Below are 13,836 nucleotides of genomic sequence, written 5' to 3' on the forward strand. Positions count from 1 at the left end.
GGCAATGAAGGGACGACCGACGCATGAAGACCTATACCCTGCGCGTGACCTGCGCCTCGACCCGCGGGATCGTCGCGGCAATTTCGGGATTTCTGGCCGAGGCCCAGTGCAACATCACCGACAGCGCGCAGTTCGACGACGTGGAGACGGGCCGGTTCTTCATGCGCGTCAGCTTCCGGTCCGAGGGGCCGGCGGGCTTGGACGACCTGCGCGCGGGCTTCGCGCCCATCGCCGCCCGCTTCGGGATGGAGGCCGAGGTCACCGACGACGCGATGAAGAAGAAGGTGCTGATCATGGTCAGCCGCTTCGGCCATTGCCTGAACGACCTGCTGTACCGCTGGCGCATCGGCGCGCTGCCGATCGAGATCGTGGGCGTCATCTCGAACCACCACGACTACCAGAAGGTCGTGGTGAACCATGACATCCCCTTCCACATGATCCGCGTCGATGCCGCCTCCAAGGCGCAGGCCGAGGCGCAGCAGATGGAGGTCATCGACCGATCGGGCGCCGAGCTGGTCGTGCTGGCGCGCTACATGCAGGTGCTGTCGGACCGGATGTGCCAGCAGATGTCGGGGCGGATCATCAACATCCACCACTCGTTCCTGCCCAGCTTCAAGGGCGCCAACCCCTACAAGCAGGCCTACGAGCGCGGCGTGAAGCTGATCGGCGCGACCAGCCATTACGTCACCGCCGATCTGGACGAGGGCCCGATCATCGAACAGGACACCGTGCGCGTCACCCATGCCCAATCGCCGGGCGATTACGTCTCGCTTGGCCGCGATGTCGAGGCGCAGGTGCTGGCCCGGGCGGTCCACGCGCATATCCACGGGCGGGTCTTCCTGAACGCCGCCAAGACGGTGGTCTTTCCACCCTCGCCCGGCAGCTATGCCAGCGAGCGGATGGGCTGAGCTGCCGCAAAAGGGGGGCTTTGGGCCCCCCGTCGCGCAAGCGCGACTCCCCCCGCAGGATATTTGTGCCAAGGCGAAATGGCTTGAGTTCGCCTTGACCCGATGCTGGATCGCCGGCTCTGCGGAACAGGCGGGGGGCCGATGACCAATCACGGCAAAGCGCCCCGCGTCCGGATCGAAGGCGGGGCGTCATGCTATTCATCTTGGTCCAAATATCCCGGGGGGAGGCGCCGCAGGCGGCGGGGGGCAGCGCCCCCTGCCTTCCTTTTCGTTACTGCGGGATCTGGGCGGTGATGCCTTCGACGTAGAAGTTCATCGACTGCAGGTCCTCGTCCGAGGCGGTCTCTCCTTCGGCCAGCCAGACCGAGCCGTCTGCCTTGTTCAGCGGGCCGGTGAAGGGGTGGTACTCGCCCGCGCCGATGGCGTCGCGCAGGGCCTCGGCCTCGGCCTTGACCTCGGCGGGCACCGCGTCGGTGATCTCGCCGATCACGACCTCGCCGTCACCGATCCCGGCCCAGCTGGCACCGCTTTCCCAGGTGCCGTCCAGCATCGCGCCGACGCGCTTGATGTAGTAGGGCGACCATTCGTCGATGATCGAGGCGACGCGGGGCGAGGGCTTGAAGGCCGCCATGTCGCTGGCCTGGCCGAAGCCGATGGCGCCCGCCGCCTGCGCCTGCGCCAGGGGTGCGGTCGAGTCGGTGTGCTGCAGGATCACGTCCACGCCTTCGGCCAGCAGCGCGGCGGCGGCATCGGCCTCCTTCGCGGGATCGAACCAGCTGTAGGCCCAGACCACGCGCATCTCCACGTCCGGGTTCACCTTGCGGGCATGGATGAAGCTGGAGTTGATGCCCTGGATCACCTCGGGGATCGGGAAGGACCCGATATAGCCGATGATGTCGGATTCGGTCATCCGGCCCGCGATGGTGCCGATCACGGCGCGGCCCTCGTAGAAGCGCGCGTCATAGGTGGCGACGTTTTCGGAGCGCTTGTAGCCGGTGGCATGTTCGAACTTCACGTCGGGAAACCTGGCCGCGACGTTCATCACCGGGTCCATGAAGCCGAAGCTGGTGGCGAAGATCAGGTCGTTGCCGGCCAGCGCCAGCTGGGTCAGGGCGCGTTCGGCATCGGCGCCCTCGGGCACGCTTTCGATGAAGGTGGTCTCGACCCGGTCGCCGTATTCGGCCTCGATCGCCTGACGGCCCAGATCGTGCTGATAGGTCCAGCCGCCGTCGCCCACCGGGCCCACATAGATGAAGCCGATCTTGAGCGGCTCGTCCTGCGCGAAGGCGGGGGCGGCCAGCGTGGCGGCCAGCGCCGAGGCGGTGGCCAGAAGTGTTCTGCGATGCATGATGTCCCTCTTTCTGTCGTGGTCGGCTGCGTGTCAGCGCAGCGCGTGGAAATTCCGCCCGAGCGATCCGGGCGCCCCGCCGCCCGCGCGCCGGCTGTATTTCTGGCGGGCCGAGATGATGACCAGCACCAGGATCGTGGCCAGATAGGGCGCCATGGACAACAGCTGCACCGGCACCGCGACCCCCGCCGCCTGCAGGCGCAGCTGCAGCACGGTCACGCCGCCGAAGAGCCATGCGCCCGCCAGCACGCCCGGCGCGGTCCATTTGGAGAAGACCACGATGGCCAGCGCGATCCAGCCCGCGCCCGCCGTCATCCCTTCCGTCCATTGCAGCACTGTCGCGATCGAGATGAACGCGCCGCCGACCCCCGCCATGGCGCCGCCGAAGGCGATGGCGGCGGTGCGGGTCAGCCGCACGCTGTAGCCGAGCGCATGGGCGGCTTCGTGGTTCTCGCCCACGCCGCGCAGGATCAGGCCCGCGCGGGACCGGTTCAGGAACGCCCAGATCAGCGGCACCATGATCAGCCCCAGCCAGACGATCCAGTTGATGCGCAGGGGGCCCGCGGGCATGGGCGGCGCCTTCACGCCCTCGAAGGGCTTGCCGAACATCGCGGCCAGGCCCAGCCCGAACAGGGTCAGCGCCAGGCCCGAGGCGACCTGGTTGGCCAAAAACAGCTGCGTCAGCAGCGCGAACAGCATCGAGATGACAGCTCCCGCGATGGCCGCGACCAGGAAGCCCAGGAACGGATTTCCGGTGGCATAGGCGGCGGCAAAGCCCGCCAGCGCGCCGGTGATCATCATCCCCTCGACGCCCAAGTTCAGCACGCCCGCGCGTTCGGCCACCAGCTCGCCCAAGGCGGCGAAGAGGATCGGGGTCGCGGCCGACAGAAGCAGCAGGAAGACGGAGAGCGGGTCGATCATCATGCGCGAACCCTCCGGCGGATCCGGAAGCGGGTCAGCAGATCGAAGCCCAGCAGGAAGAACAGCAGCATCCCCTGGAACACCTGCACGGTGGCGGCGGGCAGGGACATGGTCAGCTGCGCCAGCTCTCCGCCGATATAGGTCAGGGCCAGCAGCAGGCCGGCCAGCAGGATGCCCACCGGATGCAGCCGTCCCAGAAAGGCCACGATGATGGCGGTGAAGCCATAGCCCGTGCCCAGGTTGTCGGTGATCTGGCCCGCCGGGCCCGCGACCTCGAAAAGGCCCGCGGCACCCGCCAGCGCGCCCGACAGGCCCAGACAGAAGGCCACCAGCGTCGTGGGGCTGACGCCCGCGAAACGGGCGGCGCGCGGCGCGGTGCCGGCGGCGCGGATGTGGAAGCCGCGGATATGGCGGCTCATCAGCACCCAGGTCGCCAGCACGGCCACGGCGGCGGCGACCACGCCCCAATGCGCGCCGGTGCCCGCGATCAGCTCGGGGTTGGCGGCCGACGGGTATTGCTGCAGGTTGCGCGAGCCGGGAAAGCCCATGCCCTCGGGGTTCCGCATCGGGCCGAAGGCCATCCAGGCCGCCACACGCTGCGCCACATAGACCAGCATCAGAGACACCAGAATTTCCGACGCTCCGAACCAGTTCCGGAGCAGCGCGGGGATCATGCCCCAGGCCCAGCCCCCGGCCAGCCCCGCCAGCACCATCAGCGGGAACAGCCACCACGCCTCCAGCGGGTACAGCGCCAGCGCGACGGCGGCGCCGGTGATGGCGCCGATGATGTACTGCCCCTCGGCCCCGATGTTCCAGATGCCGGCCCGAAAGCCGATGGCCAGGCCCGAGGCGATCAGGATCAGCGGCGCGGCCTTGATCAGCAGCTGCGGGCGGGAATAGGAGGCGGCCGGCCCGAACAGCGGGTCCCAGAAGATCGTGCGGATCGCCGCAACCGGGTCATAGCCCATGATCGCGAACAGCAAACCGCCCGTGACCATCGTGGCCAGCACGGCCATCACCGGCGTGGCGATCTGCCAGCCGTTCGAGGCGGTTTGCCGGGGCACCAGCAGGATCATGGGCGGGCCTCTTCCATGCCATGCGCGCCGCCCAGCATCAGGCCGATGCGGTCCAGCGTCAGGCCTTCGGTGGGGACGGGGGGCGACAGCCGCCCCTCGTTCAGGGCGCAGAAGCGGTCGGACAGCTCCAGCAGCTCGTCCAGATCCTGGCTGATGACGATGACGCCCGCGCCCTGGCGCGCCAGATCCAGCAGCGACTGGCGGACGGCAGCCGCGGCGCCGGCATCCACGCCCCAGGTGGGCTGGTTGACGACCAGCACGCGGGGATCCTGCATGACCTCGCGCCCGATCACGAATTTCTGCAGATTGCCCCCCGACAGGGCGCGGGCGGGCACATGGGGGCCGGGAGTGCGCACGTCGAAGCCCTGGATGACCGCCAGCGCATAGTCGCGCGCGGCACCGTGGTCGATCATCCCGCGCCGCACCAGCCCCTTGCGGGCGCCGGCGGTCAGCAGGGTGTTTTCGGTCAGGCTGAAATCGGGCACGGCGGCATGGCCAAGCCGGTCCTCGGGCGCGGTCAGCAGGCCCGCCACGCGGCGCGGCTCGGGGCCTTGGGCCGAGAGATCGGCGCCCTCCAGCACGACGCTGCCCGGTGCGCTGCGGACCTCGCCCGACAGGGCGGCCAGCAGCTCCTCCTGCCCGTTGCCCGCCACGCCGCCGATCCCCAGGATCTCGCCCGCGCGCAGCGTCAGGGCGATGTCCTTCAGCGCCGTGCCCTCGGCATCCGGGGCGGGCTGGCTGAGGGCGGTGACCTGCAGCAGCACCGCGCCCGCCTGACGGCCCGAGCGGTCGATGACGCGCATCTGCCCGCCGACCATCATCGCCGCCAGATCGCGGGCGGAATGGGCGCGGGGATCGCAGCTGTCCACGACCTTTCCGTGGCGCAGGATCGTGGCACGGTCGCAATGGGCGCGGATCTCGTCCAGCTTGTGGCTGATATAGAGGATCGCGGTGCCGCCCGCCGCCAGCTTGCGCAGCGTGGCGAACAGCAGCTCGGCCTCCTGCGGGGTCAGCACCGAGGTCGGTTCGTCCATGATCAGCAGGCGCGGATCCTGCAGCAGGCAGCGGATGATCTCGACCCGCTGGCGTTCGCCCGCCGACAGGGTGACGATGCGCCGCGCGGGGTTCAGGGGCAGGCCGAAGTCATGGCTGACCTTGGTGATGCGCGCGGCCAGTTCGCGCCGGGGCGGCGGGGCCTCCATGCCAAGGGCAATGTTCTCGGCCACGGTCAGCGCGTCGAACAGGCTGAAATGCTGGAACACCATCGCCACGCCCGCCGCACGGGCGGCGCGGGGATCGGCGGGCGCATGGGGGCTGGCCCCCAGCCACATCCGCCCGTCATCGGGACGCACGAGGCCGTAGATCATCTTGACCAGCGTCGACTTGCCCGCGCCGTTCTCGCCCAAAAGGGCGTGGATCTCTCCGGCACGGACGGTAAACGACACGTCGTCATTGGCGCGCACGCCGGGATAGGACTTGCCGATCCCTTCGGCACGAAAGACGGCGATGTCGGTCAAGTCTGTCCCCTCGGTCAAAGCCTTGCCTGCTTAGACCGCAAATCGCGACCCTGGCAATTGCGCTGTTCGGTCAGGCTGCGATACTGTCCCCCTCATGGCCCCAAAATCCCCCCGATTCATCCACCTTCGCACACATTCTGAGCATTCTTTGCTGGAAGGTGCCATTCCTGTAGGCAAATTGCCGGGACTTGCCGCAGATGCAGGCATGCCCGCCGTGGCGCTGACCGACAGCAACAACATGTTCGCCGCGCTGGAATTCAGCGTGAAGGCCCGCGACAAGGGCATCCAGCCGATCGTCGGCTGCCAGGTGACGCTGGCCGCCGAGGCGACCGGCCCAGTGGTGCTGCTGGCGCAGGATCGCGCCGGCTGGCTGAACCTGATGGCGCTGTCCTCGTGTCTGTACCTGCGCGAGGGCGGGGCGCTGCCGCATGTCACGCTGGACGAGCTGTGCGCCCGGTCCGAGGGGCTGATCTGCCTGACCGGCGGGGCGACGGGGCCCCTGGGCCAGCTGGTCGCGCAGGGGCAGGGGCCCAAGGCCGAGGCCCTGGTCGACCGCCTGACCGCCGCCTTCCCCACCCGCCTCTATGTGGAACTGCAGCGCCATCCCGGCGAAACCGGCCAGCTGATGGCCGCCGAGGCCGCGTCCGAGGCCGGGCTGATCGCGCTGGCCTATGCGCGCGACCTGCCGCTGGTCGCCACGAACGACGTCTACTTCCCCAAGACCACCATGTACGAGGCGCATGACGCGCTGATCTGCATCGCGGAAAAAGCCTATGTCGACCAGTCCCAGCCCCGCCGCCGCCTGACGCCGCAGCATTACTTCAAGTCGCCCGAGGAAATGGCGGTGCTGTTCGCCGACCTGCCCGAGGCGATCGAGAACACCGTCGAGATCGCCCGCCGCTGCGCCTTCGCCGTGGCCCGCCACGCCCCGATCCTGCCCAAGTTCGCCGATGACGAGGTGGCCGAGCTGCGCCGCCAGGCGCAGGCGGGGCTGGCCGAACGGTTGAAGGTCATCCCCCATGCCGTCACCCCCGAGGACTATGCCGCGCGGCTGGAATTCGAGCTGGGCATCATCGAGCAGATGGGGTTCCCCGGCTATTTCCTGATCGTCGCCGACTTCATCCGATGGGCCAAGGACCAGGGCATCCCGGTCGGACCGGGGCGCGGGTCGGGGGCGGGCAGCCTGGTGGCCTATGCGCTGACCATCACGGACCTCGATCCGCTGCGCTACAGCCTGCTCTTCGAACGCTTCCTGAACCCGGAACGGGTCAGCATGCCCGACTTCGACATCGACTTCTGCATGGACCGCCGCGAGGAGGTGATCCGCTACGTGCAGGGCAAGTACGGGGCCGACAAGGTGGGGCAGATCATCACCTTCGGCGCGCTGCTGTCCAAGGCCGCCGTCCGCGACGTGGGCCGGGTGCTGCAGCTGCCCTTCGGCCAGGTGGACCGCCTGTCCAAGATGATCCCGCTGGAGGGCGTCAAGCCCGTCAGCATCGCCAAGGCCCGCGCCGACGAGCCGCGCCTGCGCGAGGCCGCCCGCGAGGAGGTCGTGGCCCGACTGCTGGACTATGCCGAGCAGCTGGAGGGGCTCTATCGCAACGCCTCGACCCATGCGGCGGGCGTGGTGATCGGGGACCGGCCGCTGGACCAGCTGGTGCCGCTCTATCGCGATCCGGCCTCCGACATGCCGGCCACGCAGTTCAACATGAAATGGGTGGAACAGGCCGGTCTGGTCAAGTTCGACTTCCTGGGGCTGAAGACCCTGACGGTGATCCAGAACGCCGTCGACCTGATCAACGGCGCCGGGCGGCCGCTGCATGTCGCCGCCGACGGGCGGCAGTTGTACGACCCCACCCCGGGCACCGAAAACCAGATCAACCTGATCCCGCTGGACGACGCACCCAGCTACGAGCTCTTCGCCTCGGCCCGCACGGTGGCGGTCTTCCAGGTGGAATCCTCGGGCATGATGGATGCGCTGCGGCGCATGAAGCCCACCTGCATCGAGGATATCGTGGCGCTGGTCGCCCTCTATCGCCCCGGTCCGATGGAGAACATCCCCACCTATTGCGAGGTCAAGAACGGCCTGCGCGACCTGGAATCCATCCATCCCAGCATCGACCACATCCTGGCCGAAACGCAGGGCATCATCGTCTATCAGGAACAGGTGATGCAGATCGCGCAGGTCATGGCGGGCTATTCGCTCGGCGGCGCCGACCTGCTGCGCCGCGCCATGGGCAAGAAGATCGCCGCCGAGATGGCCAAGGAACGCCCCAAGTTCGTCAAGGGCGCGGTGGCCGCCGGGGTGCCCGACAAGAAGGCGGGCGAGGTCTTCGATCTTTTGGAAAAGTTCGCCAATTACGGCTTCAACAAGTCCCACGCCGCCGCCTATGCGGTCGTCAGCTACCAGACCGCCTGGCTCAAGGCCAACCACCCGGTCGAGTTCATGGCCGCCGTGATGAACTGCGACATCCACCTGACCGACAAGCTGGCCATCTACAAACGCGAATGCGACCGCATGGGGATCGAGATGGTGCCGCCCTGCGTCAACCGCTCGGCCCCCGGTTTCACCACCGGGCCGGGCCGCATCCACTATGCCCTGGGCGCGCTCAAGGGCGTGGGCCTCGAGGCGATGCGTCTGATCCATGATGCGCGGCGTGCGGGCGGGGAGGGGGACCAGCCCTTCCGCGACATCCACGACTTCGCCCGCCGCGTCGACATGAAGCGCGTGGGCAAGCGCCCGCTCGAGATGCTGGCCCGCGCCGGGGCCTTCGACATCCTCGACGACAACCGCGCCCGGGTGATGAAGTCGCTGGACGCGCTGGTCGCGTGGTCGGCGGCGGTGCAGGATCAGGCGGCCTCGACCCAGACCTCGCTGTTCGGCGGGGGCGAGGATCTGCCACCGCCCCGCCCGGCGCTGGCGGGCATCTGGCTGCCGACTGAGAAGCTGGCCGAGGAGCACAAGGCCATCGGCTTCTACCTCTCCGGCCATCCGCTGGACGACTACCTGCCGGCGCTGCGCCGCAAGAAGGTCCAGACCCTGGCCGAGATCAGCCAGGACGCGCTGCAGGGCCCGCTGGTGGCCCAGATCGCCGGTACCGTGGCCGCGCGGATGGAACGCAAGTCGGCCAAGGGCACGGCCTATGCCTTCGTCAGCCTGTCCGACCCGACCGGTCTCTACGAGGTCACGGTCTTCTCCGACCTGCTGACCGCGTCCCGCGACAAGCTGGAGCCGGGGCAGAACGTCGTGCTGCAGGTCAAGGTCGAACCCTCGGGCGACCAGATCAAGATGCTGGCCAATTCGGTCTCGGCGCTCGAGGATGCGGTGGCCGATGCCGGGGCAGGCTGTCTGGCCGTCGAGATGCAGGGTGCCGACACCATCCCCCGCCTGGTCGAGGTGCTGACCCGCATCCGCACCGACATCGTCGTGCCGCCCCGCTCGCGCGGCCCGATCCGCCTGCGCCTGCGCGAGGGCGACGACCTGATCGAGATCGAGGTCGCGGGTGACGCCCCCCTGACCACCCCCGCCCGTCAGGCCCTGCGCGCCGTCCCGGGCGTCCTCGAGGTCCTCGAGGAATAACCCTTTCATCTTGGCGCAAATATCCCACGGGGGTCCGGGGGTGTGAAACCCCCGGTCGCGGCATCCCCCCTAGGCAGATGTTCGCCCTTCGTGCTAACCCTTGGAAAAACATGAGGGCAGCATGAAGGTCTTGGGCATCGATCCCGGTTTGCGGAACATGGGCTGGGGGGTGATCGAGGTCGATGGTCCCCGCATCCGCCACGTGGCCAACGGTACCATCCATTCGGACGGCGCGCAGGATCTGGGCGCCCGGCTGTCGGTGCTGTTCCGCGGCCTCTGCGCGGTCATCGCCACCCATGCCCCCGACGAGGCGGCGGTCGAGCAGACCTTCGTGAACAAGGACGCCACCGGCACGCTGAAGCTGGGCCAGGCGCGCGGCGTGGCCCTGCTGGCCCCGGCCGAGGCCGGGATCTCGGTCGGCGAATACGCCCCGAACGCGGTCAAGAAGACCGTGGTGGGCGTGGGCCATGCCGCCAAGGAACAGGTGCAGCACATGGTCCGCATCCAGCTGCCGGGCGTGATCTTCGACAGCCCGGACGCCGCGGACGCGCTGGCCATCGCCATCTGCCATTCGCGCCACCTGCAGGGCCGGACGCTGCGCGTCGCCACCCCCAAGCGGGGCGCGGCATGATCGGGCGCATCGCGGGCGTCATCCTGCACCGGGCGCGCGATCAGGTGCTGATCGACGTGCGGGGCGTGGGCTACATCATCCATGTCAGCGAGCGCACGGCGGCGGGCCTGCCTCCGGTGGGGCAGGGGGCGGCGCTCTATACCGAGCTGCTGGTGCGCGAGGACCTGCTGCAGCTGTTCGGCTTTCCGACCATGCTGGAGAAGGAATGGCACCGGCTGCTGACCTCGGTGCAGGGGGTGGGGGCCAAGGTGTCGCTGGCGATCCTCAGCACGCTCGGCCCCGAGGGGCTGGGCCGCGCGATCGCGCTCGGGGACTGGGCCTCGGTCCGCAAGGCCAACGGGGTGGGGCCGAAGCTGGCGCAGCGGATCGTGCTGGAACTCAAGGACAAGGCGCCCTCGGTCATGGCGCTCGGCGGCGCGCTGACCGTGGACGCGGGCGCGCTGGCGGGGCAGGGCGCCGACGAGCCCGGCACCGACCCCGGGCCCTCCGCGGCCCCGGTGCCGGGTGCCGGGGCCGCGCCGGCCTCCGCCGCCCCGCATCCTGGCCAGGCGATGGCAGACGCGCTGTCGGCGCTGACCAATCTGGGCTATGGTCCCTCCGAGGCGGCGACGGCAGTGGCCGAGGCGCAGGCGCGGGAACCGGCGGCGCCCATGCCCGCGTTGATCCGCGCGGCGCTGCGTCTTCTGGCGCCCAAGGACTGAATCGGAGGTCGGAACATGGCAGGAAACGTCAAGGTCTTCATGCTGATGGCGGCGCTGACGGCGCTGGTGATGGCACTGGGCTGGATGCTGGGTGGCGCGGGCGGCGCGATGATCGCGCTGGTGATCGCGGGCGGCATGAACTTCTTCAGCTACTGGAACAGCGACAAGATGGTCCTGCGCCAGCAGGGCGCGGTGGAACTGGCGCCGGGGCAGGCGGGCGAGCTGTACGAGATGACCGCCGAACTGGCCCGCCGCGCCGACCTGCCGATGCCCAGGCTGTACCTGCTGCCGACCGAGCAGCCCAATGCCTTCGCCACCGGCCGCAATCCCGAAAACGCCGCCGTGGCGGTCACGCAGGGGCTGGTCGGCGCGCTGAGCCGGGACGAGATCGCGGGCGTGATCGCGCATGAGCTGGCCCATATCAAGCATCGCGACACGCTGACCATGACCATCACCGCCACCATGGCGGGCGCCATCGCGATGATGGGCAACATGATGCTGTTCGCGGGGGGCCGCGACGGGCGGGGCGGCATGATCGGCAGCATCATCGCGATGATCGTGGCGCCGATGGCCGCGATGATGGTGCAGATGGCGATCTCGAGGGCCCGCGAATACGAGGCCGATGCGACCGGCGCCGCGATCTGCGGCCAGCCGCGCGCCTTGGCGCAGGCGCTGCAACGGATCGCCGCGGCGGCCGGGCGCACGGTCAACGTGCCCGCCGAGAAGAACCCGGCGGCGGCCTCGATGTTCATCATCAACCCGCTGCACGCGCTGCGCGCCGACAAGCTGTTCTCGACCCATCCCCCGACCGAGGAGCGGATCGCCCGCCTGATGGCGATGGAGGGGGGCGCGGGCCCGGCCCCCATGGCCGGCGCACCCGCCGCCAGCCGCATCCCCCGCAGCGGCGCCCGGGCCGCGGGGCGCGCCCCCCGGGCCCCCTGGGGCCGCGGATGAGCGCCTCGGACCCCGTCCTGCGTCCCGCGCCCTTGGAGGGCGACGCCGAGGACCGGGCCCTGCGCCCGCAGAACCTGTCCGAATTCGTGGGCCAGGCCGAGGCGCGCGCCAACCTGAAGGTCTTCATAGAAAGCGCCAAGATGCGCGGCAAGGCGATGGACCACACGCTGTTCTTCGGGCCGCCCGGTCTGGGCAAGACCACGCTGGCGCAGATCATGGCGCGCGAGCTGGGGGTGAACTTCCGCATGACCTCGGGCCCGGTGATCGCGCGGGCGGGCGATCTGGCGGCGATCCTCACGAACCTCGAATCGCGCGATGTGCTGTTCATCGACGAGATCCACCGCATGAACCCGGCGGTCGAGGAGGTGCTGTACCCGGCGATGGAGGATTTCGAACTGGATCTGGTGATCGGCGACGGCCCCGCCGCCCGCACCGTGCGGATCGAGCTGCAGCCCTTCACCCTGGTCGGCGCCACCACGCGGCTTGGCCTGCTGACCACGCCGCTGCGCGACCGCTTCGGCATTCCCACGCGGCTGCAGTTCTACGAGATCCCCGAGCTGGACCTGATCGTGCAGCGCGGTGCCCGGCTGATGGGCATCAGCGCCGATCCCGAAGGCACGATGGAGATCGCCCGCCGCGCCCGGGGCACCCCCCGCATCGCGGGCCGCCTGCTGCGCCGGGTCATCGACTTTGCGCTGGTCGAGGGGAACGGGCGGCTGACCCGGGAGATCGCCGACATCGCGCTGAACCGGCTCGGTGTCGACGATCTGGGGCTGGACGGGGCCGACCGCCGCTATCTGACGCTGATGGCGCAGCATTACGCAGGCGGGCCGGTGGGGGTCGAGACGCTGTCCGCCGCCCTGTCCGAAAGCCGCGACGCGATCGAGGAGGTGATCGAGCCCTATCTGCTGCAGCAGGGCCTGATCGCGCGCACCCCGCGCGGGCGGCAGCTGGCCTCGCGTGCCTGGCGGCATCTGGGGCTGGACATGCCGGTGCCGCAGGGACAGGCCAGCCTGTTTGACGGCTGATTGCACGTCGCGCAAAACCGCCCTAGCGTGCCACCATGAGCCATGAACTGACCCTGCGCGTCTATTACGAAGACACCGATCTTGCCGGCATCGTCTATTATGCCAACTACCTGAAATTCATCGAGCGCGCGCGGTCGGAATGGGTGCGCGCGCTTGGCATCGACCAGCAGGCCATGCAGCGCGACAGCGGCCATGTCTTCGCCGTGCGCCGGGTCGAGGCCGACTATCTGCGGCCCGCCCGCTTCGACGACGTCCTGCGGGTCGTCACCGATCTGGCGCAGGCCAGCCCGGCCCGGCTGATCGTCGATCAGCAGGTGCGGCGCGACGACCAGCTGCTGTTCGCGGCGCGCGTCACCATCGCCTGCGTCGACCGGCAGGGGCGGCCCGTCCGGCTGCCCTCGATCCTGCGGACGGCGATCGATGGCTGAGCGGCGCATCGCCATGTGGTCGGGACCGCGCAACCTGTCCACCGCGATGATGCGCAGCTTTGCCGCCCGGGGCGACTGCGCCTGCGTGGACGAGCCCTTCTACGCCCATTACCTGCTGCGGACCGGGCTGCCCCATCCGATACGCGACGCGGTCATCGCCAGCCAGCCCGCCCGCTGGCAGGACGTGCTGCCCGCGCTGACCGTGACGCCGCCGGACCGGCCCATCCAGTACCAGAAGCACATGGTCCAGCACATGCTGCCCAGGATGGATCTGGGCTGGACGGCGGGGCTGACCAACGTCTTCCTGATCCGCGATCCCGAACGGGTGGCGGCCTCGTTCTCGGCCAAGCGCGGCCTGCCCGATCCGGCGGAGCTGGGCTTCGACCGCCAGTGGCGGATGTGGCAGGAGATGGCGGCGCACGGCCCCGCGCCGGTGGTCATCGACAGCGCCGACATCCGCCGGGATCCGGCCCGTGCGCTACAGGCCCTGTGCGCGGCCATCGACATCCCCTGGACCCCCGCGATGCTGGCCTGGCCCGCCGGCGCGCAGGCCTGCGACGGGGTCTGGGGCGCGGTCTGGTACGATGCGGTCAACCGCTCGACCGGCTTCGCGGGCCCCGAGGGACCGCCCCCGTCGCTGGAGGGACCGCTGGCCGCGCTTGCGGCGCGGCTGCGTCCGTCCTACGAGGCGATTGCGTCCCACCGCCTGCGCATTGCGTAAAAGTGACGCCATTGTGTTGCCTT

General features: G+C 69.6%; 12 protein-coding genes. 8 read left to right on the plus strand and 4 right to left on the minus strand.

The annotated features are described in order from the left end of the window. The first annotated feature begins 23 nt into the window (after positions 1–23). A complete protein-coding gene (purU, locus tag E4191_RS03055; RefSeq protein ID WP_135312101.1) occupies positions 24–908 on the plus strand; it encodes a formyltetrahydrofolate deformylase in 885 nt (294 codons plus the stop codon). 271 nt (positions 909–1,179) lie between these two features. Here purU and E4191_RS03060 read toward each other — a convergent pair whose 3' ends face one another. Genes E4191_RS03060 through E4191_RS03075 form a run of 4 tightly spaced genes read right to left on the minus strand, consistent with a single transcriptional unit; the run spans position 1,180 to position 5,770 of the window. Then, on the minus strand, positions 1,180–2,256 hold the full coding sequence (locus E4191_RS03060) for a BMP family ABC transporter substrate-binding protein (protein WP_135312102.1): 1,077 nt from the start codon (positions 2,254–2,256) through the stop codon (positions 1,180–1,182). Between the two features lie 33 nt (positions 2,257–2,289). Next, on the minus strand, positions 2,290–3,180 hold the full coding sequence (locus E4191_RS03065; RefSeq protein ID WP_135312103.1) for an ABC transporter permease: 891 nt from the start codon (positions 3,178–3,180) through the stop codon (positions 2,290–2,292). Then, the gene (locus tag E4191_RS03070) at positions 3,177–4,253 is read right to left on the minus strand and encodes an ABC transporter permease (protein WP_135312104.1); all 1,077 of its coding nucleotides are present in this window, start codon (positions 4,251–4,253) and stop codon (positions 3,177–3,179) included. The genes E4191_RS03065 and E4191_RS03070 overlap by 4 nt, the downstream gene beginning before the upstream one ends. Beyond that, positions 4,250–5,770 (minus strand): ABC transporter ATP-binding protein, encoded by a 1,521-nt coding sequence (locus E4191_RS03075; RefSeq protein ID WP_135312105.1) that lies wholly within the window; start codon positions 5,768–5,770, stop codon positions 4,250–4,252. The genes E4191_RS03070 and E4191_RS03075 overlap by 4 nt, the downstream gene beginning before the upstream one ends. A 94-nt stretch (positions 5,771–5,864) precedes the next feature. Here E4191_RS03075 and dnaE point away from each other — a divergent pair, with 94 nt between their 5' ends. The 7 genes from dnaE (at position 5,865) to E4191_RS03110 (ending at position 13,813) form a co-directional block, all read left to right on the plus strand. After that, positions 5,865–9,350 (plus strand): DNA polymerase III subunit alpha, encoded by a 3,486-nt coding sequence (dnaE, locus tag E4191_RS03080; RefSeq protein ID WP_135312106.1) that lies wholly within the window; start codon positions 5,865–5,867, stop codon positions 9,348–9,350. Positions 9,351–9,471: 121 nt separating this feature from the next. Continuing rightward, complete coding sequence (gene ruvC, locus E4191_RS03085) at positions 9,472–9,981, plus strand: crossover junction endodeoxyribonuclease RuvC (RefSeq protein WP_135312107.1); 510 nt, start codon at positions 9,472–9,474, stop codon at positions 9,979–9,981. Beyond that, positions 9,978–10,682: a Holliday junction branch migration protein RuvA gene (ruvA, locus tag E4191_RS03090; RefSeq protein ID WP_135312108.1), complete on the plus strand. Its 705-nt coding sequence runs from the start codon at positions 9,978–9,980 to the stop codon at positions 10,680–10,682. The genes ruvC and ruvA overlap by 4 nt, the downstream gene beginning before the upstream one ends. Before the next feature lie 15 nt (positions 10,683–10,697). After that, a complete protein-coding gene (htpX, locus tag E4191_RS03095; protein WP_135312109.1) occupies positions 10,698–11,636 on the plus strand; it encodes a zinc metalloprotease HtpX in 939 nt (312 codons plus the stop codon). Further along, entirely contained in the window at positions 11,633–12,664 is a 1,032-nt protein-coding gene (gene ruvB, locus E4191_RS03100; protein WP_135312110.1) for a Holliday junction branch migration DNA helicase RuvB, read from the plus strand. Before htpX ends, ruvB begins: the two co-directional genes overlap by 4 nt. Positions 12,665–12,699: 35 nt before the next feature. Beyond that, positions 12,700–13,092, plus strand: a complete 393-nt coding sequence (gene ybgC, locus E4191_RS03105; RefSeq protein ID WP_135312111.1) for a tol-pal system-associated acyl-CoA thioesterase — start codon at positions 12,700–12,702, stop codon at positions 13,090–13,092. Beyond that, positions 13,085–13,813, plus strand: a complete 729-nt coding sequence (locus tag E4191_RS03110) for a sulfotransferase-like domain-containing protein (RefSeq protein WP_135312112.1) — start codon at positions 13,085–13,087, stop codon at positions 13,811–13,813. Before ybgC ends, E4191_RS03110 begins: the two co-directional genes overlap by 8 nt. The last annotated feature ends 23 nt before the right edge of the window (positions 13,814–13,836 follow it).

Source organism: Paracoccus liaowanqingii (assembly GCF_004683865.2).
Lineage (GTDB): Bacteria > Pseudomonadota > Alphaproteobacteria > Rhodobacterales > Rhodobacteraceae > Paracoccus > Paracoccus liaowanqingii.

Bases quoted from the DNA above. Each gene is read 5' to 3' on its own strand.
- E4191_RS03065 (WP_135312103.1), bottom strand. From the start codon at position 3,180: ATGATGATCGACCCGCTCTCCGTCTTCCTGCTGCTTCTGTCGGCCGCG.
- E4191_RS03060 (WP_135312102.1), bottom strand. From the start codon at position 2,256: ATGCATCGCAGAACACTTCTGGCCACCGCCTCGGCGCTGGCCGCCACG.
- E4191_RS03110 (WP_135312112.1), top strand. From the start codon at position 13,085: ATGGCTGAGCGGCGCATCGCCATGTGGTCGGGACCGCGCAACCTGTCC.
- ruvB (WP_135312110.1), top strand. From the start codon at position 11,633: ATGAGCGCCTCGGACCCCGTCCTGCGTCCCGCGCCCTTGGAGGGCGAC.
- purU (WP_135312101.1), top strand. From the start codon at position 24: ATGAAGACCTATACCCTGCGCGTGACCTGCGCCTCGACCCGCGGGATC.
- htpX (WP_135312109.1), top strand. From the start codon at position 10,698: ATGGCAGGAAACGTCAAGGTCTTCATGCTGATGGCGGCGCTGACGGCG.
- ruvC (WP_135312107.1), top strand. From the start codon at position 9,472: ATGAAGGTCTTGGGCATCGATCCCGGTTTGCGGAACATGGGCTGGGGG.
- ruvA (WP_135312108.1), top strand. From the start codon at position 9,978: ATGATCGGGCGCATCGCGGGCGTCATCCTGCACCGGGCGCGCGATCAG.
- dnaE (WP_135312106.1), top strand. From the start codon at position 5,865: ATGGCCCCAAAATCCCCCCGATTCATCCACCTTCGCACACATTCTGAG.
- ybgC (WP_135312111.1), top strand. From the start codon at position 12,700: ATGAGCCATGAACTGACCCTGCGCGTCTATTACGAAGACACCGATCTT.
- E4191_RS03070 (WP_135312104.1), bottom strand. From the start codon at position 4,253: ATGATCCTGCTGGTGCCCCGGCAAACCGCCTCGAACGGCTGGCAGATC.